The 23154-nt window shown below is 73.7% G+C and carries 20 protein-coding genes and 1 tRNA gene; 9 read left to right on the top strand and 12 right to left on the bottom strand.

Annotated elements, in window-relative coordinates; genetic code table 11:
• Positions 1–9: 9 nt before the first annotated feature.
• Positions 10–1005, bottom strand: a complete 996-nt coding sequence (gene dhaK / locus ACZ6ZR_RS06695; RefSeq protein WP_465640041.1) for a dihydroxyacetone kinase subunit DhaK — start codon at positions 1003–1005, stop codon at positions 10–12.
• A gap of 132 nt (positions 1006–1137) precedes the next feature.
• Here dhaK and dhaM point away from each other — a divergent pair, with 132 nt between their 5' ends.
• The gene (dhaM, locus tag ACZ6ZR_RS06690) at positions 1138–1530 is read left to right on the top strand and encodes a dihydroxyacetone kinase phosphoryl donor subunit DhaM (RefSeq protein ID WP_465640039.1); all 393 of its coding nucleotides are present in this window, start codon (positions 1138–1140) and stop codon (positions 1528–1530) included.
• A 15-nt stretch (positions 1531–1545) separates the two neighbouring features.
• Here dhaM and ACZ6ZR_RS06685 read toward each other — a convergent pair whose 3' ends face one another.
• Positions 1546–3228, bottom strand: a complete 1683-nt coding sequence (locus tag ACZ6ZR_RS06685; RefSeq protein WP_465640037.1) for a bifunctional 3'-5' exonuclease/DNA polymerase — start codon at positions 3226–3228, stop codon at positions 1546–1548.
• 262 nt (positions 3229–3490) lie between these two features.
• Here ACZ6ZR_RS06685 and ACZ6ZR_RS06680 point away from each other — a divergent pair, with 262 nt between their 5' ends.
• On the top strand, positions 3491–5521 hold the full coding sequence (locus ACZ6ZR_RS06680) for a M3 family metallopeptidase (RefSeq protein ID WP_465640035.1): 2031 nt from the start codon (positions 3491–3493) through the stop codon (positions 5519–5521).
• A 27-nt stretch (positions 5522–5548) separates the two neighbouring features.
• Here the strand turns inward: ACZ6ZR_RS06680 and ACZ6ZR_RS06675 are convergent, their stop codons facing one another.
• Positions 5549–7027, bottom strand: coding sequence for a cellulase family glycosylhydrolase (locus ACZ6ZR_RS06675; protein WP_465640033.1), 1479 nt, complete (start codon positions 7025–7027; stop codon positions 5549–5551).
• A gap of 85 nt (positions 7028–7112) precedes the next feature.
• The gene (locus tag ACZ6ZR_RS06670; RefSeq protein WP_465640031.1) at positions 7113–7706 is read right to left on the bottom strand and encodes a TetR family transcriptional regulator; all 594 of its coding nucleotides are present in this window, start codon (positions 7704–7706) and stop codon (positions 7113–7115) included.
• 138 nt (positions 7707–7844) lie between these two features.
• On the opposite strand from ACZ6ZR_RS06670, the gene ACZ6ZR_RS06665 reads away from it, so the two are divergent.
• Positions 7845–9062: an acyl-CoA dehydrogenase family protein gene (locus ACZ6ZR_RS06665; protein WP_465640029.1), complete on the top strand. Its 1218-nt coding sequence runs from the start codon at positions 7845–7847 to the stop codon at positions 9060–9062.
• Positions 9063–9239: 177 nt separating this feature from the next.
• Here ACZ6ZR_RS06665 and ACZ6ZR_RS06660 read toward each other — a convergent pair whose 3' ends face one another.
• From ACZ6ZR_RS06660 to ACZ6ZR_RS06650, 3 genes are all read right to left on the bottom strand, one after another.
• Positions 9240–10028, bottom strand: a complete 789-nt coding sequence (locus ACZ6ZR_RS06660) for an enoyl-CoA hydratase/isomerase family protein (RefSeq protein WP_465640027.1) — start codon at positions 10026–10028, stop codon at positions 9240–9242.
• 25 nt (positions 10029–10053) lie between these two features.
• Positions 10054–10473, bottom strand: coding sequence for a RidA family protein (locus ACZ6ZR_RS06655; RefSeq protein WP_465640025.1), 420 nt, complete (start codon positions 10471–10473; stop codon positions 10054–10056).
• Positions 10474–10673: 200 nt separating this feature from the next.
• On the bottom strand, positions 10674–11240 hold the full coding sequence (locus tag ACZ6ZR_RS06650; protein WP_465640023.1) for a GNAT family N-acetyltransferase: 567 nt from the start codon (positions 11238–11240) through the stop codon (positions 10674–10676).
• 63 nt (positions 11241–11303) lie between these two features.
• On the opposite strand from ACZ6ZR_RS06650, the gene ACZ6ZR_RS06645 reads away from it, so the two are divergent.
• Positions 11304–11939 carry a TetR/AcrR family transcriptional regulator gene (locus tag ACZ6ZR_RS06645; RefSeq protein ID WP_465640021.1) on the top strand — a complete coding sequence of 212 codons (636 nt, stop codon included), beginning with the start codon at positions 11304–11306 and terminating at the stop codon, positions 11937–11939.
• Positions 11940–12002: 63 nt separating this feature from the next.
• On the opposite strand, the gene ACZ6ZR_RS06640 is transcribed toward ACZ6ZR_RS06645, so the two are convergent.
• Positions 12003–12078, bottom strand: a tRNA-Arg gene (locus ACZ6ZR_RS06640).
• A 577-nt stretch (positions 12079–12655) separates the two neighbouring features.
• On the opposite strand from ACZ6ZR_RS06640, the gene ACZ6ZR_RS06635 reads away from it, so the two are divergent.
• From ACZ6ZR_RS06635 to ACZ6ZR_RS06615, 5 genes are all read left to right on the top strand, one after another.
• A complete protein-coding gene (locus ACZ6ZR_RS06635; protein ID WP_465640019.1) occupies positions 12656–13369 on the top strand; it encodes a single-stranded DNA-binding protein in 714 nt (237 codons plus the stop codon).
• A gap of 326 nt (positions 13370–13695) precedes the next feature.
• Positions 13696–15066 (top strand): Cys-Gln thioester bond-forming surface protein, encoded by a 1371-nt coding sequence (locus ACZ6ZR_RS06630; RefSeq protein WP_465640017.1) that lies wholly within the window; start codon positions 13696–13698, stop codon positions 15064–15066.
• Between the two features lie 247 nt (positions 15067–15313).
• Entirely contained in the window at positions 15314–16978 is a 1665-nt protein-coding gene (gene ettA / locus ACZ6ZR_RS06625) for an energy-dependent translational throttle protein EttA (protein ID WP_465640015.1), read from the top strand.
• Positions 16979–17100: 122 nt separating this feature from the next.
• Positions 17101–17583, top strand: a complete 483-nt coding sequence (locus ACZ6ZR_RS06620; RefSeq protein ID WP_465640013.1) for an acyl-CoA thioesterase — start codon at positions 17101–17103, stop codon at positions 17581–17583.
• Between the two features lie 142 nt (positions 17584–17725).
• Positions 17726–18424 (top strand): DUF8010 domain-containing protein, encoded by a 699-nt coding sequence (locus ACZ6ZR_RS06615; protein WP_465640011.1) that lies wholly within the window; start codon positions 17726–17728, stop codon positions 18422–18424.
• A 19-nt stretch (positions 18425–18443) separates the two neighbouring features.
• Here ACZ6ZR_RS06615 and ACZ6ZR_RS06610 read toward each other — a convergent pair whose 3' ends face one another.
• The 4 genes from ACZ6ZR_RS06610 to ACZ6ZR_RS06595 form a co-directional block, all read right to left on the bottom strand.
• Positions 18444–18827, bottom strand: coding sequence for a globin (locus ACZ6ZR_RS06610; RefSeq protein ID WP_465640009.1), 384 nt, complete (start codon positions 18825–18827; stop codon positions 18444–18446).
• Between the two features lie 120 nt (positions 18828–18947).
• On the bottom strand, positions 18948–20369 hold the full coding sequence (locus ACZ6ZR_RS06605; protein ID WP_465640007.1) for an FHA domain-containing protein: 1422 nt from the start codon (positions 20367–20369) through the stop codon (positions 18948–18950).
• A 71-nt stretch (positions 20370–20440) separates the two neighbouring features.
• Positions 20441–21802: a VWA domain-containing protein gene (locus ACZ6ZR_RS06600; protein ID WP_465640005.1), complete on the bottom strand. Its 1362-nt coding sequence runs from the start codon at positions 21800–21802 to the stop codon at positions 20441–20443.
• Between the two features lie 109 nt (positions 21803–21911).
• A complete protein-coding gene (locus tag ACZ6ZR_RS06595) occupies positions 21912–23153 on the bottom strand; it encodes a PP2C family protein-serine/threonine phosphatase (RefSeq protein ID WP_465640003.1) in 1242 nt (413 codons plus the stop codon).
• Between the last annotated feature and the right edge of the window lies 1 nt (position 23154).

Below are 23154 nucleotides of genomic sequence, written 5' to 3'. Positions count from 1 at the left end.
GACGTCCTCTCAGGGGCGGTGCAGGGCGGGGGTGGTGGCGGGGGCGTCCCAGTGGTCGAGGAGTTCGGGGTCGGCCTTGGTGAGGGTGAGGGAGAAGCCGGCCATGTCGAGGCTGGTGACGTAGTTGCCGACCAGGCTGCGGGCGATGGTGATGCCGCGCTCGGCGAGGCGGTCGCGGACGGTGCCGTAGAGCACGTAGAGCTCCAGCAGCGGGGTGGCGCCGAGGCCGTTGAGCAGGGCGATCACCTCGTCCCCGGCGCCGAGGGTGTGGTCGGCGAGGACGGTGTCGACCACCTCGGCGGCGAGTTCGGCGGCGGGGCGCAGGGGTTCGCGGCGGCGGCCGGGCTCGCCGTGGATGCCGACGCCGACCTCGATCTCGTCCTCGGGGAGGTCGAAGCCCGGCTTGCCGGCGGCGGGGGTGGTGGCGGCGGTGAGGGCGATGGCGAAGGAGCGGGAGGCGGCGTTGACCCGGGCGCCGAGGGCGGCCACCGCGTCGAGCGGCGCGCCCCGTTCGGCGAGCGCCCCGGCGCACTTCTCGACCAGGACGGTGGCTCCGGTGCCGCGCCGTCCGGCCGTCCAGGTGGAGTCCTCGACGGCGACGTCGTCGTTCACCAGCACGGTGCGGACCTCGATGCCCTCCTCCTCGGCGAGTTCGGCGGCCAGCTCGAAGTTGAGCACGTCGCCGGTGTAGTTCTTCACCACGAAGAGCACGCCCGCGCCGCTGTGCACGGCCCGGGCGGCGGCCAGCAGCTGGTCGGGCACGGGGGAGGTGAAGACCTCGCCGGGGCAGGCGGCGTCGAGCATGCCGGGGCCGACGAAGCCCCCGTGCAGGGGTTCGTGGCCGGAGCCGCCGCCGGAGACCAGGGCCACCTTGGGGGTGGCCGGGCGGCCGGTGCGGTGGATCACCCGCTGCTCCAGGTCCACCGTCAGCTCCGGGTGGGCGGCGGCGAATCCGGCCAGCGCGTCGGTGAGCACGTCCTCCGGGGCGTTGATCAGCTTCTTCACCGGTGGTCCTCCCTCGAACGGATCCTCCGGCCGACGTTACGTCAACGGGCGGCGCCGGGGCGGGAGATACGACACGCTCGGCGCGAACCGGTCGTCTGGGCAGGCGGGGTGACCGCCGTTAGGGTCGGGGGCATGGGCAACCACGTGGGCATCGTGTTGGTCTCGCACAGCCCCGGCCTGGCCGCCGGGCTCCGCGACCTGCTGGCCGAACTGGGCTCCGGCCAGGTGGTGGTACGGCTGGCGGCGGGCACCGAGGACGGTGGCCTGGGCACCAGCTACGACCTGATCGTGCGGGAGGTGGCGCGGGCCTGGAGCCCGGCGGGGGTGGTGGTGCTGGCCGACCTGGGCAGCTCGGTGCTGACCACGGTGGCCGCGCTGGAGGACCACCCCCGGGGCGGGGTGCGGCTGGTGGACGCCCCGTTCGTGGAGGGCGCGGTGGCCGCCGTGGTCACCGCCTCGGCCGGCGGGGGGCTGGACGAGGTGGTGGCGGCGGCCGAGGACGCCCGGGGCTTCCGAAAGTTCTGACCGGACGTCAGGGACTCATTTGGCCTCGGCGTAGCTCTCCACCACGGCCGTGGTGAGCGGGAACTGCACCGGGGTGTCGCCGAAGACCAGCCGCCGGGCCTCGTCGGCGCTCTCGGTCACCGCGGCGGACACCGCGTCGGCCATGTTCACCGGGGTGTGCACCACCACCTCGTCGTGCTGGAAGAGCACCAGGTGCGGGCGGTCCGGGCCGTCGGCCAGGGCGCTCAGGCGGCGGCGCAGGGCGGCCAGCAGGGCCAGTGCCCAGTCCGCCCCGCTGGCCTGGATCACGAAGTTGCGGGTGAAGCGGCCGCGGGCCCGGGCCGAGCGGCCGCCCGCCTCCCCGGAGGTGTCCGGCGCCTCGGTCAGGTCCAGCCAGTCCGCCGAGGGCGGCGGGCAGGTGCGGCCCAGCCGGGAGCGGACGATGCCGCCCTCCTCGCCGGTGCGGGCGGCCGCCTCCACGTAGCCCATCGCGGCCGGGTAGCGGCGGCGCAGGGTGGCCAGCAGCGGGCCGATGTCCCCGCTGGTCTGGCCGTACATCGCGCCGAGCAGGCCGAGCTTGGCCTTCTCCCGGTCCCCCTGGAAGGCGGTGGCGGCCAGCGCCGCGTACAGGTCGCCGCCGGCCGCGCTGCGGGCCATCCCGGCGTCCTCGGAGAGCGCGGCCAGCACCCGGGGCTCCAGCTGCGCGGCGTCCGCCACCACCAGGGCCCAGCCCGGATCGGCCACCACCGCGCCGCGCAGCACCCGGGGGATCTGCAGCGCCCCGCCGCCCCGGCTGGCCCACCGGCCCGAGACCACCCCGCCGACCACGTACTCCGGCCGGAACCGGCCCCCGCGCGCCCAGGTGTCCTGCCAGGCCCAGCCGTGCGCGGCGTGGATCCGGGACAGCTCCTTGTAGCGGATCAGCAGCGGCGCCGCCGGGTGGTCGACGCCGCGGACCTCCCAGCTGCGGGTGGAGGTGAGCCGGATGCCCTGGTCGGCGAAGGCCTTGAGCACCTGGGCGTGCGAGTCCGGGTTGAACGGGCGGCCGCCGAGCGCGCGCTGCAGCTCGACGGCGAGCTCGGAGAGCAGCCTGGGCTGGGTGCCGGGGACGTGCGGACGGGGGCCGAGCAGCTCGGTGAGCAGCCGGTCGTGCAGGTCGGACCGCCAGGGCAGGCCGTCACGCGCCATCTCGGTGGCCAGCAGGCCGCCGGCCGACTCGGCCGCCACCAGCAGGCGGAACCGGCCCGGGTGCTCGGTCTCGCCGATCCGGCGCAGCTGGTCGGCGTGGACGGCCACCACGGCGGCCAGCGGGTCGGTGCCGGGCGGGAGTTGGAGGCGGTCGGGGGCGAAGAGGCTCTCCTGCTCCCCGCCTCCGGCGGCCTCCGGGAGGTCGGGCGGGACGGGGGAGCCCTGGAGCCGGGCCCAGGCCGCGCCGAGGCTGCGGGGCTCGCCCCAGCGGCCCTCGTGGCCGAGCAGCAGCGCCTCGACCAGGCGCAGGTCGTGACACCTCGCCACCTGCCGCGGCAGCAGCGGAGCGTAGGCGCTCTCGACGGAGGCGAACACCCAGCGGGGCTGGACCGCGGCCTCCCGCTCGGCCACCGCCGCGGCCAGGTCGGCCACCTTCACCGGCCCGCCCACCGGCCGCCCGTCCTCGGCCAGCTCCACCATCCGCCCGCCGGGGCCGTGCTCCGCAGGCACCACCGCGATCCTCGCCACCACGACGGGGCCTCCTTGCACGCACCGGAACAGACTTTCGGCCCCGACGCTACCCGTGACCACCGACGAAAGTGGCTACCCCGGGGGCGCGGGGAACTGCGCGCCGTGGAAAGGCAGCACGTGCAACTGTCTGACGGTGCGTGTGTTGCAGGTGAGGCGCCTTCCGACTCGTGCAGTTCCCCGCGCCTCCGGGGTGACCACCAACCCACGCCCCCGGGGCGGCCACCTGGGTTCGCCGCTCGGCCGGGCGAGTAGGGTCGCGGGCATGACGGACAATCCCTTCTTCGTGCCCAGCACCCTGGTGTTCGAACTGCCGCCCTTCGCCGCGATCCGGGAAGAGCACTACCTGCCCGCCTTCGAGCGCGGCATGGCGGACCAGCTCGCCGAGACGGCCGCCATCGCGGCCTCCGAGGAGCCGCCGAGCTTCGCCAACACGGTGGAGGCGATGGAGCGTTCGGGCGCCCTACTGCGCCGGGTCCGGCTGGTCTTCGACAACAAGAACGCCTCGGACACCACCCCGAAGCTGCAGGAGCTGGACGCCGAGCTGAGCCCCCGGCTGGCCGCGCACCAGGACGCGATCCTGCTGGACCAGGCCCTGTTCGCCCGGTTCGACGCGCTGTACGGGCGGCGGGCCGAGCTCGGCCTGGACGCCGAGGCGCTGCGGCTGCTGGAGCGTCACCACGCCCGCTTCGTCCGGGCCGGCGTCCGTCTCGACGAGGCGCAGCAGCAGCGGATGCGGGACCTCAACTCCCGGCTGGCGACGGCCGAGTCGGCCTTCCGGCAGAACGTGTTCACCGGCACCCGGGCCAACGCCCTCGTACTGGACGAGGCCGAGCGGCTGGCCGGTCTGGCGCCGGGCGCGGTGGCGGCGGCCGCGGCCAACGGCCGGGCGCTGGGCCAGGACGGCAAGTACGTGCTGAGCCTGAAGAACTTCTCCAACCAGTCCGAGCTGGCGGACCTCACCGACCGGGCGGTGCGGGCCCGGCTGCTGGAGGCCTCGCTGGAGCGGGCGGTGGAGGGCAACGGTCCGCTGGCGGCCGAGCTGGCCGCGCTGCGGGCCGAGCGGGCGGCGCTGCTGGGCTACCCGAGCCACGCCGCGTACGTGGTGGCGGACGAGACGGCCGGGACCGTGGAGGCGGTGGAGGAGCTGTTCGCCAAGCTGATCCCGCCGGCCGTGGCCAACGCCCGCAAGGAGGCGGAGAAGCTCGCCGAGTTCGCCGAACGGCTCGACGGGGTCACCGACTTCGGGGCGCACGACTGGCAGTTCTACGCGGAGAAGGTCCGGCAGGCCGAGTACCAGCTGGACAGCGCCGAGCTGCGCCCGTACTTCGAGCTGGAGCGGGTGCTGCACGACGGTGTGTTCTTCGCCGCGAACCTGGCGTACGGGCTGACCTTCACCGAGCGGGCCGAGCTGACGGCGTACCACCCGGAGGCCCGGGTCTTCGAGGTGTTCGAGGCGGACGGCTCCTCGCTGGGGCTGTTCATCGGGGACTTCTTCGCCCGGGAGTCCAAGACCGGCGGCGCCTGGATGAACGAACTGGTCCAGCAGTCCGAGCTGTTGGGCCGGCGGCCGGTGGTGGTGAACAACCTGAACATCGGCCACCCGGCGGATGGTGAGCCGGCCCTGCTCACCTGGGACGAGGTGCGCACGCTCTTCCACGAGTTCGGCCACGCGCTGCACGGGCTGTTCTCGGCGGTGCGCTTCCCGTTCTTCGCGGGCACCGAGGTGCCGCGGGACTTCGTGGAGTTCCCCTCGCAGGTCAACGAGATGTGGATGACCCGGCCCGAGGTGCTGGCCAACTACGCCCGGCACCACCTGACCGGCGAGCCGCTGCCCGCCGAGCTGGTGGAGCGGATGGCCGCCACCGAGAAGTTCGGCTACGGCTTCCGGACCGTGGAGTACCTGGCGGCGGCGCTGCTGGACTGGGCCTGGCACACCCTGCCGGCGGGTGAAGTGGTCGAGGACGCGCAGGAGTTCGAGGCGGCCGCGCTGGCGAAGGCCGGGCTGGCCGAGCCGCTGATCCCGCCGCGCTACCGGACCACCTACTTCAGCCACGTGTTCTCGAACGACTACAGCGCCGGGTACTACGCGTACATCTGGTCCGAGGTGCTGGACGCGGACACCGTCCGCTGGTTCGAGACCAACGGGCGCGGCGTCCGGGAGAGCGGCGAGGTCTTCCGGGCCGAGCTGCTCTCCCGGGGCGGCAGCGTGGACGCGCTGACCTGCTTCCGGAACGTGGTGGGCCGCGCACCCGAGCTGGAGCCGCTGCTGGCCCGCCGGGGCCTGGACGGCTGACCGTCCTGACGTGTCGTCAGGGGCCCGCTACCGGCCGGTGATCCGCACCGTGACCACCGTGCCGGGGCGGGCCAGTGGGAGCAGCACCCGGGCGGTGCCGGCCCGGCCGTCCCGGGGCTGCTCCACGTCCACCACCGAGGCGCGAGTGCCGGAGACGGTGACCTTCGCGCCGCCCGGGTAGGCGGTGGCGGGCAGGGTGATCTCGGTCCAGCCGCCGCTGCCCCCGGCGGTGCGGCCGCCGGCCGTGAAGGTCAGGGAGTAGGCGCCGCCCTCGAAGGCCTCGCCCTGCGGGGTGCCGGCCAGCGCCCGGGCGTACGGGGCGAAGGCGGGTTCGTGGCCGGGGGCCGGGCGGCCCTGCGGGTCGAGCGCGCAGTAGCCGCCGCTGCCCTTGCACCAGTACCACATGGCCCAGCCGTCGGCGAAGGCGGACATGGCGGTGGTCTGACGCCGCACCAGTTCGCGGTTGCCGGGGGTGCGGGCGCTGGGCGGGCCCCACTCGCCGACGATCACCGGCAGCCGGTGGGCCGTCGGGTAGGCGGTGATGGCGGCCTGGTAGTTCTCCACGAAGCCGCCGGACGGGTCCCAGTCCTTCCCGGCCTCGACGGCGGTGTCGTAGAAGTGCGGGGCGTAGCCGATCCGGTCGGCGCCCGGGCGCGGGTCGGCGAACGGCGGCAGCTCGGTGGGCACGCCCAGGCCGACCAGGACCGTCGGCTCGACGAACAGCCAGGCGCGGGAGTCCACTTGGCGGACCGCCGCGATCAGCCGCCGGTACATGGCCGGCAGCCGGTCACGCTCCAGGGCGGCGGAGGCGGCCACCAGCACGGCCGGGTCGGTCGGGTCGCCGGGGATCGGGCCGGACGGCTCGTTGAACAGGTCGTAGCCCAACAGCGAGCCGTGGCCGCGCAGTTCGCGGGCCAGCCGGGTGTAGAAGTCGGCCTGCCAGCGGCGCAGGTCGGCGTCGTCGTAGAGGTGGGTGAAGGCGGCCTGCACGGCGGGCTGGTAGTAGCCGGCGAACCAGTCGTCCGGGTCCGGCTCGAACGGCAGGCCGTCGTCGCGGGTGGCCCAGAGCGGTATGCCGCGGTCGCCGCCGCCGAACTTCGGCCCGTAGACGTCCTGGTGGAAGTCGACCAGGGCCAGCAGCCGGTACTTCTCGGCCCAGTCGAGCACCCGGTGCAGCCGGGCCAGCTCGGCGGGGTCGAGCCGACCGCGGGTGGGCTCCAGCCTGGTCCAGGAGACCGCCACCCGGACCAGGGTGAAGCCCTGGGCGGCCGCCGCGCGCAGGTCGGCCTCGGTCGCCTCGGCGTACTTGTCCACGTTGAAGCCGCGCAGTTGGACCACCCGGCCGTGCGCGTCGGTGAGGTGGGTGCGGCCGTCGGCGGTGGTCAACGTGCCTGCGGGGAACAGCGGTTGCTGCTGGTGGGCCGAGGCGGTGGCGGGGGCGGCCAGGCCGGTGAGGGCGGTGGCGGCGGCCAGGGAGAGAGCGGCGGCGGTACGTCGAGCACGCACGGGACACCTCGCGGCTAGGGGGTGCGCCGATCCTGCCCCAGGCCCCTGGTGGGCACAAGAGGTGAGGAAGGCTCATATTCGCGGATCAGCCGAGCGCTCCCGGCAGTGCGGCGGCGGCCGCGAGGCGACCCCAGAGCAGGTCGGCCAGCGCCTGCACCATCCGGGCCCGCGGGCAGGGCTTCTGGTCCAGCCACCAGTCCCCGGCGGCCAGCACCATGCCGGTGATCGCCCGGCCCCAGGTCTCCGAGAGCAGCGGCCCGTCCGGGCCGAGGTCGACCTGCGCCTGCACGGCCTTGGTGATCTCGTCGGCGATCTGCTGGAGCGCGGGCGCCAGCGCCTGCCCGGCGGCCCGGCTCTGGTCGCCGCCCTGGGTGATCAGCCGGTAGACCTGCGGGCGGGACTCGATGCCGGCCAGGTAGACGTCCAGCACGTGCTCGACCCGGTCGCGGCGCTCCAGCGGTTCGTGCAGCGCGGCCCGGACGGCGGCCAGCAGGCCGCCGGTGTGACGCTCCGTCAGGGCGCTGATCAGGCCGTTCCGGTCGCCGAAGTGGCGGTAGAGGATCGGCTTGGTGATCCCGGCCTCGGCCGCGATGGCGTTCATGCTGGCGCCCGGGCCGTCCCGCTGCACGACCCGGTCGGCGGCGTTCAGCAACTGCTCGCGGCGGGGCTCGTCCGGCATGTGCTGCTCCCTGGGCGTGGACGTGGCGGTGGACGTGGGGTGGACGTTGACAGGCCTACCAATCAGTAGCAGACTCCGGGCATGTTACCGGGGGTAACACCCCACGGCATGGGACGACACCGACCGGAGGCACCCCGTATGAGCACCTTCTCCCTCGACCCCGGCCCGGACCAGCTCGCCGTCCGGGACTGGCTGCACGGCTTCGCCGCCGACGTGATGCGCCCGGCCGCGGCCGAGTGGGACGAGCGCGAGGAGACCCCCTGGCCGGTCATCCAGGAGGCGGCCAAGCTCGGCATCTACTCGCTGGACTTCTACGCCCAGCAGTTCTTCGACCCCTCCGGCGTCGGCATCCCGATCGCCATGGAGGAGCTGTTCTGGGGCGACGCCGGGCTCGGCCTGGCCATCACCGGCACCACCCTGGCCGCCGTCGCGGTGCTGGCCAACGGCACCGACGAGCAGATCGGCACCTGGGCGCCGCAGATGTTCGGCACCCCCGAGGACGTCAAGCTCGCCGCCTTCTGCTCCTCCGAGCCGGACGCCGGCTCGGACGTCTCCGCGCTGCGCACCCGCGCCGTCTACGACGAGGCCAAGGACGAGTGGGTGATCAACGGCACCAAGACCTGGGCCACCAACGGCGGCATCGCCCACGTCCACGTGGTGGTGGCCACCGTGGACCCGGAGCTCGGTGCGCGCGGCCAGGCCTCGTTCGTGGTGCCGCCCGGCACCCCGGGTCTGAGCCAGGGTCAGAAGTTCAAGAAGCACGGCATCCGCGCCTCGCACACCGCCGAGGTGGTGCTGGACGGCGTCCGGGTGCCCGGCAGCTGCCTGCTCGGCGGCAAGGAGAAGCTCGACGAGCGCCTGGCCCGGGCCCGCGAGGGCGTCCGCAAGAGTGGCAAGAACGCGGCGATGGCCACCTTCGAGGCCTCCCGCCCGGCCGTCGGCGCGCAGGCCATCGGCATCGCCCGGGCCGCCTACGAGGTCGCGCTGGACTACGCCAGGACCCGGGTCCAGTTCGGCCGCCCGATCATCGACAACCAGGGCGTGGCCTTCCAGCTGGCCGACATGAAGACCCGGATCGACGCCTCCCGGCTGCTGGTCTGGCGGGCCTCCTGGATGGCGGCCACCAACCAGCCGTTCACCTCCGCCGAGGGCTCGATGTCCAAGCTCTACGCGGGCGAGACCGCCAAGTACGTGACCTCGCAGGCGATGCAGCTGCTCGGCGGGAACGGCTACACCCGGGAGTACCCGGTGGAGCGGATGCACCGGGACAGCGCGATCTACACCATCTTCGAGGGCACCAGCGAGATCCAGCGGCTGGTGATCGCCCGGGCCATCTCGGGGATGCCGATCCGCTAGACCTTCGGGGGCCCGCTAGTGCCGTGCCCGGCAAGGTTTGCCCCGTCACGCCGCCCGGCACGCACTCTCGCCGCACCGGCCAAAAGCCCGGGTAGCTCCGCTACGACGGGCCTTCGCCCGGCACGCCGACAGCACGCACCGAACGACGCGACGGGGCAAACCTTGCCGGGCACGGCACTAGAACCTGGGGGGCCTGCGCTCCAGGAAGGCGGCCAGGCCCTCCCGGACGTCCGGGCTCCGGCGGGACTTGCGCTCCCAGGGGGCGAGGGCGGCGTGCGCGTCCTCGACCCCGGGCCCGGCCTCCAGGGCGGCCTTGGCCGCGCCGATGGTCTGCGGGGAGCGGGTGGCCAGCAGCGCGGCGAACTCGCGCGCCCGGGCGTCCAGTTCGGCCGCCGGGTGCACCTCGTCGGCCAGGCCGAACAACTCGGCCCGCCGGGCGTCCACCAACTCGCCGGAGAACAGCAGGTACTTGGCCCGGGCCGGGCCGACCAGCCGGGCCAGCCGGGTGGTCGGCACCGCCGGGTAGACCACGCCCAGCTTGGCCGGGGTGATGCCGAGGCGGGCGTCGTGCGCGACGAAGCGCAGGTCGCAGGCGACCGCCAACTGGCAGCCGCCGCCCACGCAGTGGCCGTGCACCACCGCGACGGTCGGGTGCGGGAAGGCGGCCAGCGCCTGCTCGGCCGCGACGTTCCGGGCGTGGTAGGCCTCGGCCCGGTCGGGGTCCGCGTACACCTCGGAGAGCTCGGCGATGTCGGCGCCGGCGCTGAAGGTGCCGCCCGCGCCGGTGAGCAGCAGCGCACGCACGCCGGGGGCGGCGGCCAGCCGGTCGAGCACGCCGGGGAGCGCGCGCCACATCGCGAGCGTCACGGCGTTGCGCCGCTCGGGGCGGTCCAGGACCAGGGTCGCGACGGCACCGTCCACGTCGGCGCGCAGGCCGGGGACGCCGGTGTCGAACTGCTCGGTCAAGGCCGCCTCCTGAGGGTGGGTCGGCTCAGCCTTCCACGGCGGACGGCTCCGGCACCACGGCGGTGACTGTGATCTCCACCAACTGGCCGGTGTAGCCGAGGGTGGAGACCCCGAGCAGGGTCGAGGTGTGCGGGCCGTCGTGCAGCGCCGAGGCGTCGACCACGTCCCAGACCGTGGAGAGCGGGCCGGGCCGGTCGGCCACCACGTAGACGGTGGAGGCGATCACCCGGTCCAGCGAGCTGCCGACCGAGGCCAGTGCCGTCTCCAGGTTGGCCAGCACCTGGTGGGCCTGGGCCACCGGATCGCCCGGGCCGACCAGCGTCCCGTCGGCGTCCAGCGGCACGCCGCCGGCCAGGAAGACGAGCCGCTCGCCGGCCTCGACCACGGCGGTGTGCGCGTAGCCGGGCGGCGGGAAGAGCGCGGGGACGGTGCGGTGCTGGGCCATCGGGACTCCGACCGGTCAGAGGCGCGGGTGCGGGCGGGGCCCGTGGGCCCGGTGGCCGGACCGGTCGGGGAGGACCGGGCCGGACGACCTCCGATCCTCGGCCGTCCGGCCCGGCCTGTCACATGGTTTTCCGGCCCGCCGTCCCGAGCGCTGTGCGGTCCTCGGGCGCGCTGACGGGGCGCCAGGTGGTCCAGGAGCTGTCAGGCACGCCCGGAGCCTCCCCGCTTCTCGGCCCACTCCGGGGCCAGGATCGCCCAGAGCTCGTAGTCCAGGCGCTCGCCCCGGTAGAGGGCCGACTTGCGCAGCACGCCCTCCAGTTGGAAGCCGAGGCCCTGGGCCACCGCGCGGCTGCGCGGGTTGACCGTGCTGTTGTGCCACTCCGCCCGGTGGAGGCCGCGCTCGGTGAAGGCGTAGTCCAGCAGGCGGGCGGTGGCGGCGCTGATCAGGCCGTGGCCCTGGCCGGCCGGCTCGGTCCAGGCGCCGATCTCGCAGTTGCCCTGCTCCGCGTCGAAGGCCACGAACATCACGCCGCCGACCAGCGTGCCGTCCAGCCAGATGCCGAACAGCCGGCGGGCGTCGGCGGCCTGCCGGTCGGCGAAGCCCTGCAGCGTGGCGGTGGCCGACTCCAGGTCGGTGGAGCGGGTGGCCCAGGGGACGTACGGGTTGACGTTGTCGCGGGCCCGGTCCATGTGGGCGAGGAACTCCTCGGCCTGCCACGGTTCCAACGGGCGCAGCTCGGCGCCCTCGGCGAGGGGTACGGCGAACACGGGGCCTCCTGTGGGCGGCTGGTCGTACATGCATAACAAACGTTTGGTAGGTACCCTAGCGCCATGCCGCCCGCCCGTGGAGACCACTCCGCCCGCCGTAACGACGTCTCCGCAGCCGTCTGGCGGGTGCTCGCCGAGCGCGGCTTCAGCGGCCTGACGCTCCGTGCGGTGGCGGCGGAGCTCGGGGCCAGCACCGGTCTGCTCACGCACTACTTCCCGAACAAGCGGGCGCTGCTCTCGTACGCGCTGGAGCTGCTGGACCGCGACGCCCGGGAACGGCTGCCCGATGCGGAGCCGTCCGATGCCGAGCCGGCCGGCGGTGGGGTGCCCGGCGCCGGGGCGCCGGGGGCGGAGGGGCTGGAGCGGCTTCGCGAGGTGCTGCTCGACATCCTGCCGACCACGCCCGAGTCGGTGGCGGGGAACCGGATCTGGGTCAGCTCCTGGGACACCGCCCTGGCCGATCCGGAGCTGGCGGCCCGGCACGCGGAGCGGTACCGGCGGGCCAGGGAACGGAACGCCGCCCTGGTGGAGGCGGCGCAGCGGGCCGGGGAGCTGTCGGCGGAGCGGCCGGCGGCGGAGGTCGCGGCGGGGGTGCAGGCCTTCGCGCTCGGGCTGGTCGTGCAGGCGCTGCTGTCGCCGGAGGAGTTCCCGGCGGAGCGTCAGGCGGCGCTGCTGGAGGGGTACCTGGACACCCTCTGACCGGACACCCCCCGAGGGGTGGCGACGGGGGCCGGGGGTCGGAGCGGGCCCGTCGGGGCGGGGTGGTGCCCCCAGCAGGATTCGAACCTGCGACCTACCGCTTAGAAGGCGGGTGCTCTATCCGCTGAGCTATGGGGGCGTGACGACGTCGGCCCGGGAGGGCTTCGGTCGGCGTGCGAGGTCCGGGACAGGATAAGGGTGCCCAGATACTCGTCCGGGTCTTCACGCACCTCGCCGGGTGTGTCGAGCCGGTTGAGCGGTCCGATAATCGCAGGTGGCGGCCGGGTGCGCAGCGCTCTGACGGCTTCTGGCGGCGGACGTTGTGCAGTCGTTACGGGGCTGTCTCCCCACCTGTTATGGATTCGGTGCGGAGAATGCCCAGGTCCGGTGGCCGGGTGGGGGAGGTTTTCGGCCTTACGGGCCCCGGGTGACGTGCAGGGATGCCCGGGCGGCGCACCGACCGGCGGCGGGGCCCGGGAGGGTCGGCGGGCGGTCGGCCGGAGCTCTCGGGGCGAGAGTGTTGTCATGGCCCCGAAAAGGTGACGTCAAGTCAGCCGGAAATGCGATTGATTCACTCCGGAGAGTGACATCGGTTATCCCCATGCCCGAGTTGTCCACAGGATTTCGGAACTTCTCCGTGCATTTTCCCGGAGGGGGCACCCTCGGTTCCGCGGGCGATTCCGCAGGGTGATTCCCGACGGACGGAAGGTGTTCCGGTGAACGACTCGATGGTGACCATGATCGGCAATGTCGCGACGGTGGTGAACTACTCGCAGACCGCCGCCGGTGTGCCGGTGGCCAACTTCCGGATGGCGGCCACCGAGCGCCGCTACGACCGGGAGAAGGGCGGCTGGGTGGAGGGGGACACCAGCTGGGTCACGGTGAAGGCCTGGCGCTGGCTGGCCGCCAATGTGGTGAGCTCGCTGAGCAAGGGCGACCCGGTCGTGGTGAGCGGCCGGCTGAGGGTCCGGGAGTGGGGCGAGCCGGAGCGGCGGCACTGCGTGGTGGAGATCGACGCCCGGGTGGTGGGGCACGACCTCGGGCGTGGCACGACGGCGTTCCGCTGGGCGGTGCAGGCCAAACCCGAGCTGGTGGGCGGTCGTTCGGGCCGGGACGATCCGGTGGCCGGGCCGCCGCCACCGGGTGACCGGGAGCCGGCCCCGGCCGAGCAGGCGGTGCCGGAGTGGATCCTCGCGGCGGTGGGCTCCCGGCGGGCGGCCGTGGCCGCCGGGGCGTCGGGCGGGGCGTCGAGTGGGGCGTCGGGGGAGGTGCCGGGGGAGGTGCCGGGCGGGCCCCGGGCCGAGCCGGGGCGCGTCCCGGTGGCGGTCGGGGTGGATGGGGTGGATGGGGAAGGAGAGGTGGTTGGTGTGCGGGAGTTGGAGCAGGGAGGTGGCGGAAATGCGGGAGTTGATCGAGTAGTCACGGGATGAGTCCGGCTCCGACCGCCTCGGGGCACTTCCGGGCCGGGGGAGTGCCGAAGCGGAAACCGGCTTGATTGATCGTGAGAATCTGGCGGATCGTCAGCACGCCCTTGTGATCAGCTGCTTGATAACAATATAGATACGGAACCGTCCTGGTTCGGCACGGAGGTTTGCTGGCGCTCATCCGTCAATAGGATGCGTCTGGTTCAACACTGGTGCGGCGGTGTCACAGCGTGCGTCGCTTTGCAAGGCGGGCTGCCATCGGCAACGCCCAGCCCGGAGGGGTCGAGATGTTCCACAAGCAGGGGCGGGCACTTTCCCGCATAGGTGCTGTCATGCTCGCGACGAGCATGCTCGTCGGCGGCGGGATGGCAGCGGTCGCGTCCGCGGCCGACACGCCGGGCTCGACCGGTACCAAGGCCAAGCTGCTGCCCGGCGTTCGGCACAGCGGCAGCATCAAGTACGACCGCAACGGCCAGGAGCACAAGGTCCAAGGCGGCATCCTGCAGCTCGCGACCGAGGACGAGAAGACCCTCGACACGTACTGCATCGACCTCCTGAACCCGACCCAGGAGAGCGCGGACTACACCGAGACCGGCTGGTCCTCCACCTCGCTGGCGGACAAGCCGACCGAGGCCGGGAAGATCCTCTGGATCCTCAAGAACTCCTACCCGCAGGTGAAGCCGGCCGCGCTCTCCACGGCCAGCGGCATCGCGGGGCTGACCGAGGACGACGCGGCCGTCGCCACCCAGGCCGCGATCTGGCGCCTCTCCGACGGGGTCAACGCGACTCCGATCAACAACGAGAAGGCCGTCAAGCTCGCCGACTACCTGAGCCAGAAGGCGATCAAGCTCGACGAGCCGAAGCCGACCCTCACCCTCAACCCGACCTCGGTGTCGGGCAAGAGCGGTGACCTGCTCGGTCCGATCACCGTCACCACCAACGGCTCCTCGGTCTCGCTGGCCCTGGACGAGGCGGGCACCAAGGCCGGCCTCTCCCTCACCGACAAGAACGGCAAGGCGGTGACCACCGCCAAGAACGGCGACCAGGTCTACGCCAAGTCCGCCGCCGGTGCGGTCGCCGGCAGCGCCGCGATCAAGGCCACCACCGCCGCCGAGGTCTCGGTCGGCCGTGCCTTCGTCGGTGTCGGCAAGGAGAACAAGCACAGCCAGACCCTGATCCTGGCCGGCTCCGAGCCGGTCAAGGCCGCCGCCAGCGCCTCGGTCGCCTGGGCCCCCACCGGCCCGAGCCCGGCCGCCTCCGCCAAGGTCGACTGCGTCCAGGGCGCCGTCGTGGTGACCGTCGCCAACAACGGCGACCAGAACTTCACCTTCACGCTGGCCGGTCAGACCGTGACCGTCCCGCCGGGCGGCAGCAAGAGCGTCCCGGTCAAGGTCGCCGAGGACTCCCCGTACGACATCAAGATCCCACTGACCCACGGCGAGGTGGCCCAGTTCACCGGTGTGCTGAACTGCAAGACCGACACCGCCGAGACCCCGAGCCCGAAGCCCTCGGTCTCCGCCAGCAGCAGCGTCAGCCCCAGCACCAGCGCCACCCCGTCGGCCAGCCCGACCGGTCCGGTCCTGGCCAACACCGGTGGCGGCGGTCAGACCCCGCTGGTCGCGGGCATCGCCGGTGCGCTGGTGATCGCCGGTGGCGCCGCGGTCTACACCCTGCGCCGTCGCGGCCGCCACAGCCGCGCCTGAGCCTGACGGTGACTCAGCCCGCCGAGGGCTGAGCCCCCGCACCGGCCCCGCTCCCTCCACCGTCGAGGGGGCGGGGCCGGTGCCGTCCCGGGCGGGTCCGTCGCAGCGCCTCGGGGGTCCCCCGGGGAAGGGCGGTTCGGGGCGGGTGCCGCGTTGCGGCAGAATGGAACGCTGCAAGCCGAATGTTCGGCTCCCCGTAGTTGCGGGGCGGTCCCCATCTCACACGACGACGCCGGAGCGATCTCACGTGGCGGAATACATCTACACCATGCGCAAGGTGCGCAAGGCCCATGGCGACAAGGTCATCCTTGACGACGTGACGCTGAGCTTCCTCCCCGGGGCGAAGATCGGCGTCGTGGGCCCCAACGGCGCCGGTAAGTCCACGGTGCTGAAGATGATGGCCGGGCTGGAGCACCCCTCCAACGGTGACGCCTTCCTGTCGCCGGGCTTCACCGTCGGCATGCTCCTCCAGGAGCCCCCGCTCGACGAGACCAAGACGGTCCTGGAGAACGTCCAGGACGGCGTCAAGGAGATCAAGGGCAAGCTCGACCGGTTCAACGAGATCGCCGAGCTGATGGCGACGGACTACTCCGACGCCCTGCTCGACGAGATGGGCAAGCTCCAGGAGGACCTGGACCACTCCAACGCCTGGGACCTGGACGTCCAGCTGGAGCAGGCCATGGACGCCCTGGGCTGCCCGCCCGGCGACTGGCCGGTTACCAAGCTCTCCGGTGGTGAGCGCCGCCGCGTCGCGCTCTGCAAGCTGCTGCTGGAGCAGCCCGACCTGCTGCTCCTCGACGAGCCCACCAACCACCTCGACGCCGAGTCGGTGAACTGGCTGGAGCAGCACCTCGAGAAGTACCCCGGCACCGTCGTCGCCGTCACCCACGACCGGTACTTCCTGGACAACGTCGCCCAGTGGATCCTGGAGCTCGACCGCGGCCGCGCGTACCCGTACGAGGGCAACTACTCCACCTACCTCGAGACCAAGCAGTCCCGTCTCAAGGTCGAGGGCCAGAAGGACGCCAAGCGCGCCAAGCGGCTCCGGGAAGAGCTGGAGTGGGTCCGCTCCAACGCCAAGGGCCGCCAGGCCAAGTCCAAGGCCCGTCTCGCCCGTTACGAGGAGATGGCGGCCGAGGCCGACAAGATGCGGAAGCTGGACTTCGAGGAGATCCAGATCCCGCCGGGCCCGCGTCTGGGCAGCGTCGTGATCGAGGTGGACCACCTCGGCAAGGCCTTCGGCGAGAAGATCCTCATCGACGACCTCAGCTTCACCCTGCCGCGCAACGGCATCGTCGGCATCATCGGCCCCAACGGCGCCGGCAAGACCACGCTGTTCAAGATGCTCCTGGACCTCGAGACCCCGGACTCCGGGACCGTCAAGGTCGGCGAGACGGTCAAGATCAGCTACGTCGACCAGTCGCGCGCCAACATCGACCCGAAGAAGACGCTCTGGGAGGTCGTCTCCGACGGTCTGGACTGGATCAACGTCGGCCAGGTCGAGATGCCGTCCCGCGCCTACGTCTCGGCGTTCGGCTTCAAGGGCCCGGACCAGCAGAAGCCGGCCGGGGTGCTCTCCGGTGGTGAGCGCAACCGCCTCAACCTGGCGCTCACCCTCAAGCAGGGCGGCAACCTGCTGCTCCTCGACGAGCCCACCAACGACCTCGACGTCGAGACCCTCTCCTCGCTGGAGAACGCGCTGCTGGAGTTCCCCGGCTGCGCCGTGGTCATCTCGCACGACCGCTGGTTCCTGGACCGGGTGGCCACCCACATCCTCGCCTACGAGGGCGAGAGCAAGTGGTTCTGGTTCGAGGGCAACTTCGACTCGTACGAGAAGAACAAGATCGAGCGGCTCGGCGCCGACGCCGCCCGCCCGCACCGGGCCACCTACAAGAAGCTGACCCGCGACTGACCGGTCGGTGCGACCCGGTCCGGCAGCCCGCCCCCCGCGGGCGGGCTGCCGGACCGCCGCCCGTAAGCTGCCGGCGGGTCACGTCGGTTGACGGGCAACCAGATTCTGAGGAGAGATCGACCGTGGCACGCCACATCTACGCCTGCCCCCTGCGGTGGTCCGACATGGACGCCTTCGGACACGTGAACAACGTGGTCTTCCTGCGCTACCTGGAGGAGGCCCGGATCGACTTCATGTTCACCCAGGCCGCCGCCGCCGGTGCCGGGGAGTTCGCGGGCGGCTCGGTGGTGGCCCGTCACGAGATCGACTACAAGCGCCCGCTGGTGCACCGGCCCGAGCCGGTCACCGTGGAGACCTGGGTGACCAGGATCGGCGGGGCCTCGCTCACCGTGGCCTACGAGATCAAGGACACCGCCGCGGACGGCACCGAGACGGTCTACGTCCGCGCCTCCACCGTGGTGGTCCCCTACGACCTGGCCGAGGGCCGCCCGCGCCGGATCAGCCCGGTCGAGCGCGAGTTCCTGAGCCGCTTCACCGAGGACGCCGACCAGGCCGGGGAGCGTGCCGGAGGCCGGTCGCCCGGTGTGGCGGCCGCCGCGGCCTGAAGCCGCGCCGCCTGACAGTCCGTCACCGACCGCCCCGGGGCACCCGCCCGGTGGGCCTTCCCGTAGCCGTCTCCCGCGCGTCGCCGTTCCCTGCGCGTCGCAGCCTCGCGCGGAGCCGCCCCCACAAGTGAGCTGATCCGCGTTGACCACCCCCGCCCCGCTCCCGCTCGCCGACCAGGGCGAGGCCGCCGCTCTGGCCGCCTTCCTGACCCGGCTGCTGCGCTTCGACCGGGCGGCGGCCGTCCGGCTCCAGGCGGTACGGGCCGGCGGCGGCACGGAGGGCGTGGTGCTGGCGGTCTTCGGCCGGCTGCCGCTCGGCGGCGCCGGGGTGCTCGCGGTGCGCAGCGTCCGGCTCGGCACGGACGCCCCCGAGTTCGACCTCACCGTCTCCGCCGGGCAGTTGCTCGACGGACTGGACGAGGCGGCCGACGCGCTGAGCCTGCCCGCCCCGGTGACCGGCCCGGCCTGGGCCGGGCTGCTCCCCCCGAGGACCGGCTGGGAGCGGATCACCGAGACCGCCGCCGCCGAGGTGGTGCCCGAACTGGCCGCCGCCATCGAGGAGTTCAAGCGGCGCAGCGCGGAGGTGCCGGAGCACCACCGCACCCGGTCGGTGCTGGACGAGCTGGCCGACGAGATCTGGTCCCGCCCGCTGACCGCGGCCCCCGGCTTCCCGCTGCGCGCGGCCCACGCCGCCCAGGTGATCGGCTTCCTCACCCCCGGCGGCCCGGTCACCACCCACCGCTCCGGCGCCTGGCTGCGCCTGGGCACCCCGGCCGGATCGGTCGCGCTGCGCGCGGCCGCCGCTCCGGGGGCGGGGCTGGGTCTCAGCCCGCTGCGCTGATGTCAGCGGCGTGGGGGGCTCAGCCCGCGGTGTTGACCATCGAGGCGGCGGCGTAGGTCAGGTAGTCCCAGAGCTGGCGCTCGGCGTCGGCCGGCAGCTCCAGCGAGTCCAGCGCCGTGCGCATGTGGCGCAGCCAGGCGTCGTGGGCGGCGCGGTCCACCTTGAACGGCGCGTGCCGCATCCGGAGCCGGGGGTGGCCGCGCTCCTCGCTGTAGGTGCGGGGGCCGCCCCAGTACTGCATCAGGAACAGCGCGAACCGCTCCTCGGCCGGCCCGAGGTCCTCCTCCGGGTACATCGGGCGAAGCAACTCGTCCTCCGCGACGCCCTGGTAGAAGACGTGCACCAGCCGTCGGAACGTCGGCTCGCCGCCGACCTGGTCGAAGAAGGTCACCTCGTCAGTCACTTGACCATGGTCGCAGACCGCCCCGGCGGCCGTACACCAGGTCCATCGGCCTAGGACCGTGGAACGTCGGGTGCGCGGCCGCCGGGGCGGCGGGGCGTGCGTGGCCTGGCGGACGGGGCGTCAGGAGCGGTGCAGGGTGATCGTGGTCCAGGCGCCGATGTGGACGCGGTCGCCGTCGTTGAGCGGGATCGCGGTGTGCGGGGGCACCGGCTCGGCGCCGTTGTTGACCGTGGTGCCGTTGGTGGAGTCCTGGTCCACCAGGACCCAGCTGCCGTCCGCCTGTTCGGCCAGCATGGCGTGCTGGTGCGAGGCGCCCGGGTCCTCCGGCGGGACCGAGAGGTCGATCTCCGGGACGGTGCCCCGGTGCTGGCTGCGGCGGCCGATCCGCAGCTGCCCCCGGCCGGTGAGCGGTATCCGCCGCTCCGGGCAGTACGGCGGGAAGAACAGCCCGGCCGCCTCCGGGCCGCTGCGGGCCATCATGTCGGTGAAGTAGTCCCGGTCCGCGCTGACCACCGCGATCCAGGTGGACCGGGCGGTGGCGGCCGGAGGCTGCTGCGGGGTGGCCGGCGGCTGGAGGTGGAACGAGGTGCCGAACTCGTCACCGGGCGCGGTGCCGGGCTGGGCGTAGGTCGGGCCCGAGTCGAAGGTCTGCAGGGCCTCGGCACCCGTCGGCTCCCCGAACCGCTCGTGCTTGCGGAACGGATCGCCCGCGCCGAACGCCCCCGGCGCCGCGGGTGCGCCGGGAGCCGGCGGCGCGGCGGCGGCGCCCTGGGTGCCGAGCGGGGGGAAGGGCGAGGGCTCCGGGCCGGGCGCGGGCGGCGGCACCGGGGGCCGGTACGGGTCGGGCGTCGGGGCCGGCGCCGGGACGGGCGGCTGGTACGGCCCGGGCGCGGGTGCCGGGGCGGGCGGCGGGAAGCCGGAGTGGCGGCCGGCGCCGGGGTGCTGGGCCTCGGGGTTGGAGAGGGCGTAGTCGAAGCCGCACTCCTCGCAGTACCGGCCGGTCTGCGGGGTCCGGCAGATCGGGCAGGTGACCAGGTCCGTGGTGAGCCCGGGGGCCGGTGCGGCGTGGCCGGGGTGCGCCGGGTGAGGGGCGAACTGCCCTGCCCCGCCCGGGGGTTGGGCGTACGGGTCCGGCTGCTGAGGGTGCGGCTGGTACGGCGCCGAGTGCGGCTGGTGCTGCTGCTGGTGCTGGGCCTGGTGCTGCTGGGCCTGGTGCCCGGCGTACGGGTCGTGCTGGCCGGGGTGGGTGTGCTGCTGCGGTGCGCCCGCCCCGTACGGGTCCTGCTGGTGCCCGAAGTGCGCGGGGGGAGCGACCGGCGGCGCGGGCGCCACCGGGGAGACCGGTGCGACCGGCGAGACCGGAGGGAGGTGCGTCGGCGGAGCGGTCGGCGGTGTCCCGGTGCCCGGCGCGGGCGTGTGCCCGCTGGCGAACGGTGCGGCCGAACCCGGCACGGCCAGCCCGGGCGGCGGCGCCATCGGGAAGCCGCAGAAGTCGCACCAGTCCTCGGCCTGCGACTCGTGGCCCCTAGGGCAGATCGGCATCAGGTCCCCCACATTCCAGCGACGTCACGTTCCAGCAGAGTCCAGCACGAGCGGCCCGGTCTCCCGAGCCGTCACTTCTTCACCCGGACGGTCTTGGTGGACCGGGTCTCCAGCGTCATCGAGTCGGCTTCGCTCACGTTCTTACGGAACCGAACGGTACCTTCCTTCGGGTCCACCACGTCCACCACCTTCTGCAAGAGCTTGTAGGTGGAGTCGTTCCCGGTCCGGTGGGCGATCCGCACCGCCGCCCCCAGCTTGGCGGTGGCCCGGTCCAGGTCACCGGCCCGGTGCGCCTCCAGGCCCTCCTGGATGGAGGAGGCCAGCTCGGCCTGGCCGGTGTAGTGGGCGACCTGCGGGCTGATCCGGGTGGTGGAGGCGAGGTCGTCGGTCCAGACCGCGCGCACCAGGCCCTGGGAGAGGACTTCGGTGCTGCCGTCCGGCCGCGGCAGCACCAGGCTTATCCGGGCCGCCAGCATCTCGTTGCCGACCTCGGCGGAGGGCACCTCCACGCAGACGTGGTAGTCGCGGCTCTCGTCGCCCCAGGAGCCGGTCGGGTAGTCCCCGGCGCGCGGCCCCGCCTCGGTCCGGTGGTCCGTCAGGTCCTCCAGGGAGGGGGAGACCTGCTTGACGTAGCGCACCACGGCGTTGGCCGGCGTCCAGACCCGGAGGGAGACGTCGGCGACCTGCTTGCCCATCGCGGTCTCCATCATCTGCCGGAAGTCCTCCGCCAGGCCGGAGGGTTCGGCGACGATGTCCACGGTGCCGAGCAGGGCCGAGGCGATCGTGCGCAGCTCGGCCACCTCCCAGTCGGTGCCGACGCCGCGGCAGTCCACGGTGAAGTACCCGGCGGCCGCCTCCAGGGCTGCGTCCAGACCGCCCGGCTTCTCGTGCTCGTTGCGGCCGTCGGTGAGCAGGATGCCGTGCCGGATGGTGGCCTCGGGGCGGCTGGCGAAGAGCTGACGGGCCTTCAGCAGCCAGGTGCCGATCGCGGTGCCGCCGCTCGCCGAGAGCCGGCGCAGCGCCTCCTTGGCCTGGGCCCGGGTGGCGTCGCCCGCCACGGCGAGCTTCCCGCCGCCCGGGTAGACCTCGGTGGCCTCGTGGGTGCCGGCCACCACCGCGAAGGCGACGCCGTCCCGGATGGTGTCCACCGCGACGGCGGTGGCGGCCCGGGCGTTGCGCAGTTTCTCGGCCGGGTGGTCCATCGAGCCGGAGCAGTCCACCATGATCACCACGGCGGCCTGGGTGCCGGTCGCGGCGGCCGCACCGGCCGCACCGTCCACGGCGTCCCGGGAGACCGGGCGCCCGCCGGTGGTCCCGCCGCCGGTCGCGGTCACGGTGACGATCGCGTTCACCTCGCGGGCGCCCTCGGCGAGGTACTCGTTCTGGAAGACGTCGACGTTGAAACTCGGCTCGGGCCGGGACAGAACGGCCATCGTTGCTCCTGTCGTGCGGATCGGGTGATCACGGGATCGCTGGGTCGCTGGGTCGATGGGGGGACACGGGCGCGGGGAGCGGGTGGGCGCCGGCCGGGCTGACCGGTCGTCAGGCCGGGTCGGCCGTTGGCTGGAGCTGGAGTTGGAGGGTCTGGTCGGCGGGCCGGTGGAGCTGGATGGTCGGGTCGGAGTGCAGCGGGGCGGCGCCGACGGCGGTACCGGCCTGGAGGGGGACGGTCTGGAGCGAGGACTCCGGCGGCGGGCTGATCGGCAGCACCGCGACCGTGATGTTGTCGTGCCCACCGGCGGCCACCGCGAACTCCACCAGGCTCCGGGCCGCCGCGAGCGGCTCGGTCCGGGCGTCCGGGCGGACCCGCTCGGCCAGTGCCTCGGCCGCCTCGGCGTAGTTCCACAGGCCGTCGGTGCAGACCAGCAGCACGCCGGGGACGTGCGGGGTGAAGCTCACGGTGTGCGGCTCCAGGTCCTCGGCGTCGGCGCCGAGCCAGCCGGTGATCGCGTGGGCGCGCGGGTCGGCGTACGCCTCGGCCTCGTCCATCAGGCCGATCGCCACCACCCGGGCCGCCCAGGAGTCGTCCTCGGTGAGCCGGTACGGGACGGCCGACTCGCGGTCGTCCGGGATCCAGTACGCCCGGGTGTCGCCCACCCAGCCGATGGTGACCAGCCCGGCCGCCGAGACCGCGCTGACGTAGGTGCAGGCCGGTGAGTTGAGGCTGCCGCCGGGGGTGCGGACGCCGTCCTTCGCCAGCTCGCTGACCGCCTTGGCGGCCTCGCCGATCGCGTCCCGCATCGCCTGGTCGGGCCGCTGGCCGCGCTCCAGCGCCGCGAGCAGGTGCGCCGTGGCGGCCCGGACGGCGGTCGCGGAGGCCTCGTCGGGACGGGCCGAGGAGGACACGCCGTCGCAGACCACCGCGAGCGCGACGGGCTCGCCGCTGGGCAGCCGGGTGGCGGCCACCGAGAAGTCGTCCTCGTTCCGGTGGTGCCGCAGCCCCCGGTCGGTCACCCCGGCGACGCCCTCCACCTCCCGCTCCTGGTGGTCGCGCGGGCGCGGCTGCGCGCCGCCGCAGGCCTCGCAGTATCCGTCGGCGGTCAGCTCGGCGGCTCCGCAGTGCACGCACGGCGCGGTCGCTGACGGTCCGTCGGCGGAGCGCCCGGGGGCGGAGCGCCCGGGGGCGGAGTGCTCGGGAGTGGTGCGCCCGGAGGTGGTGCGGTCGGACGCGGTGGGGCCGGGGGCGGTGGCCTCGGTCACGCCGACGCCGCAGGCGCCGCAGTAGTCGTCCTCGGGGTCCAGCGGCTCGGCACAGCTCGGGCACACGGTCTGCTGCTGCGGCATC

The organism is Kitasatospora sp. NPDC088742, from assembly GCF_055584905.1.
The sequence above is the reverse complement of the archived record's forward strand: the minus strand, read 5'-3'. Positions and strand labels throughout refer to the sequence as shown.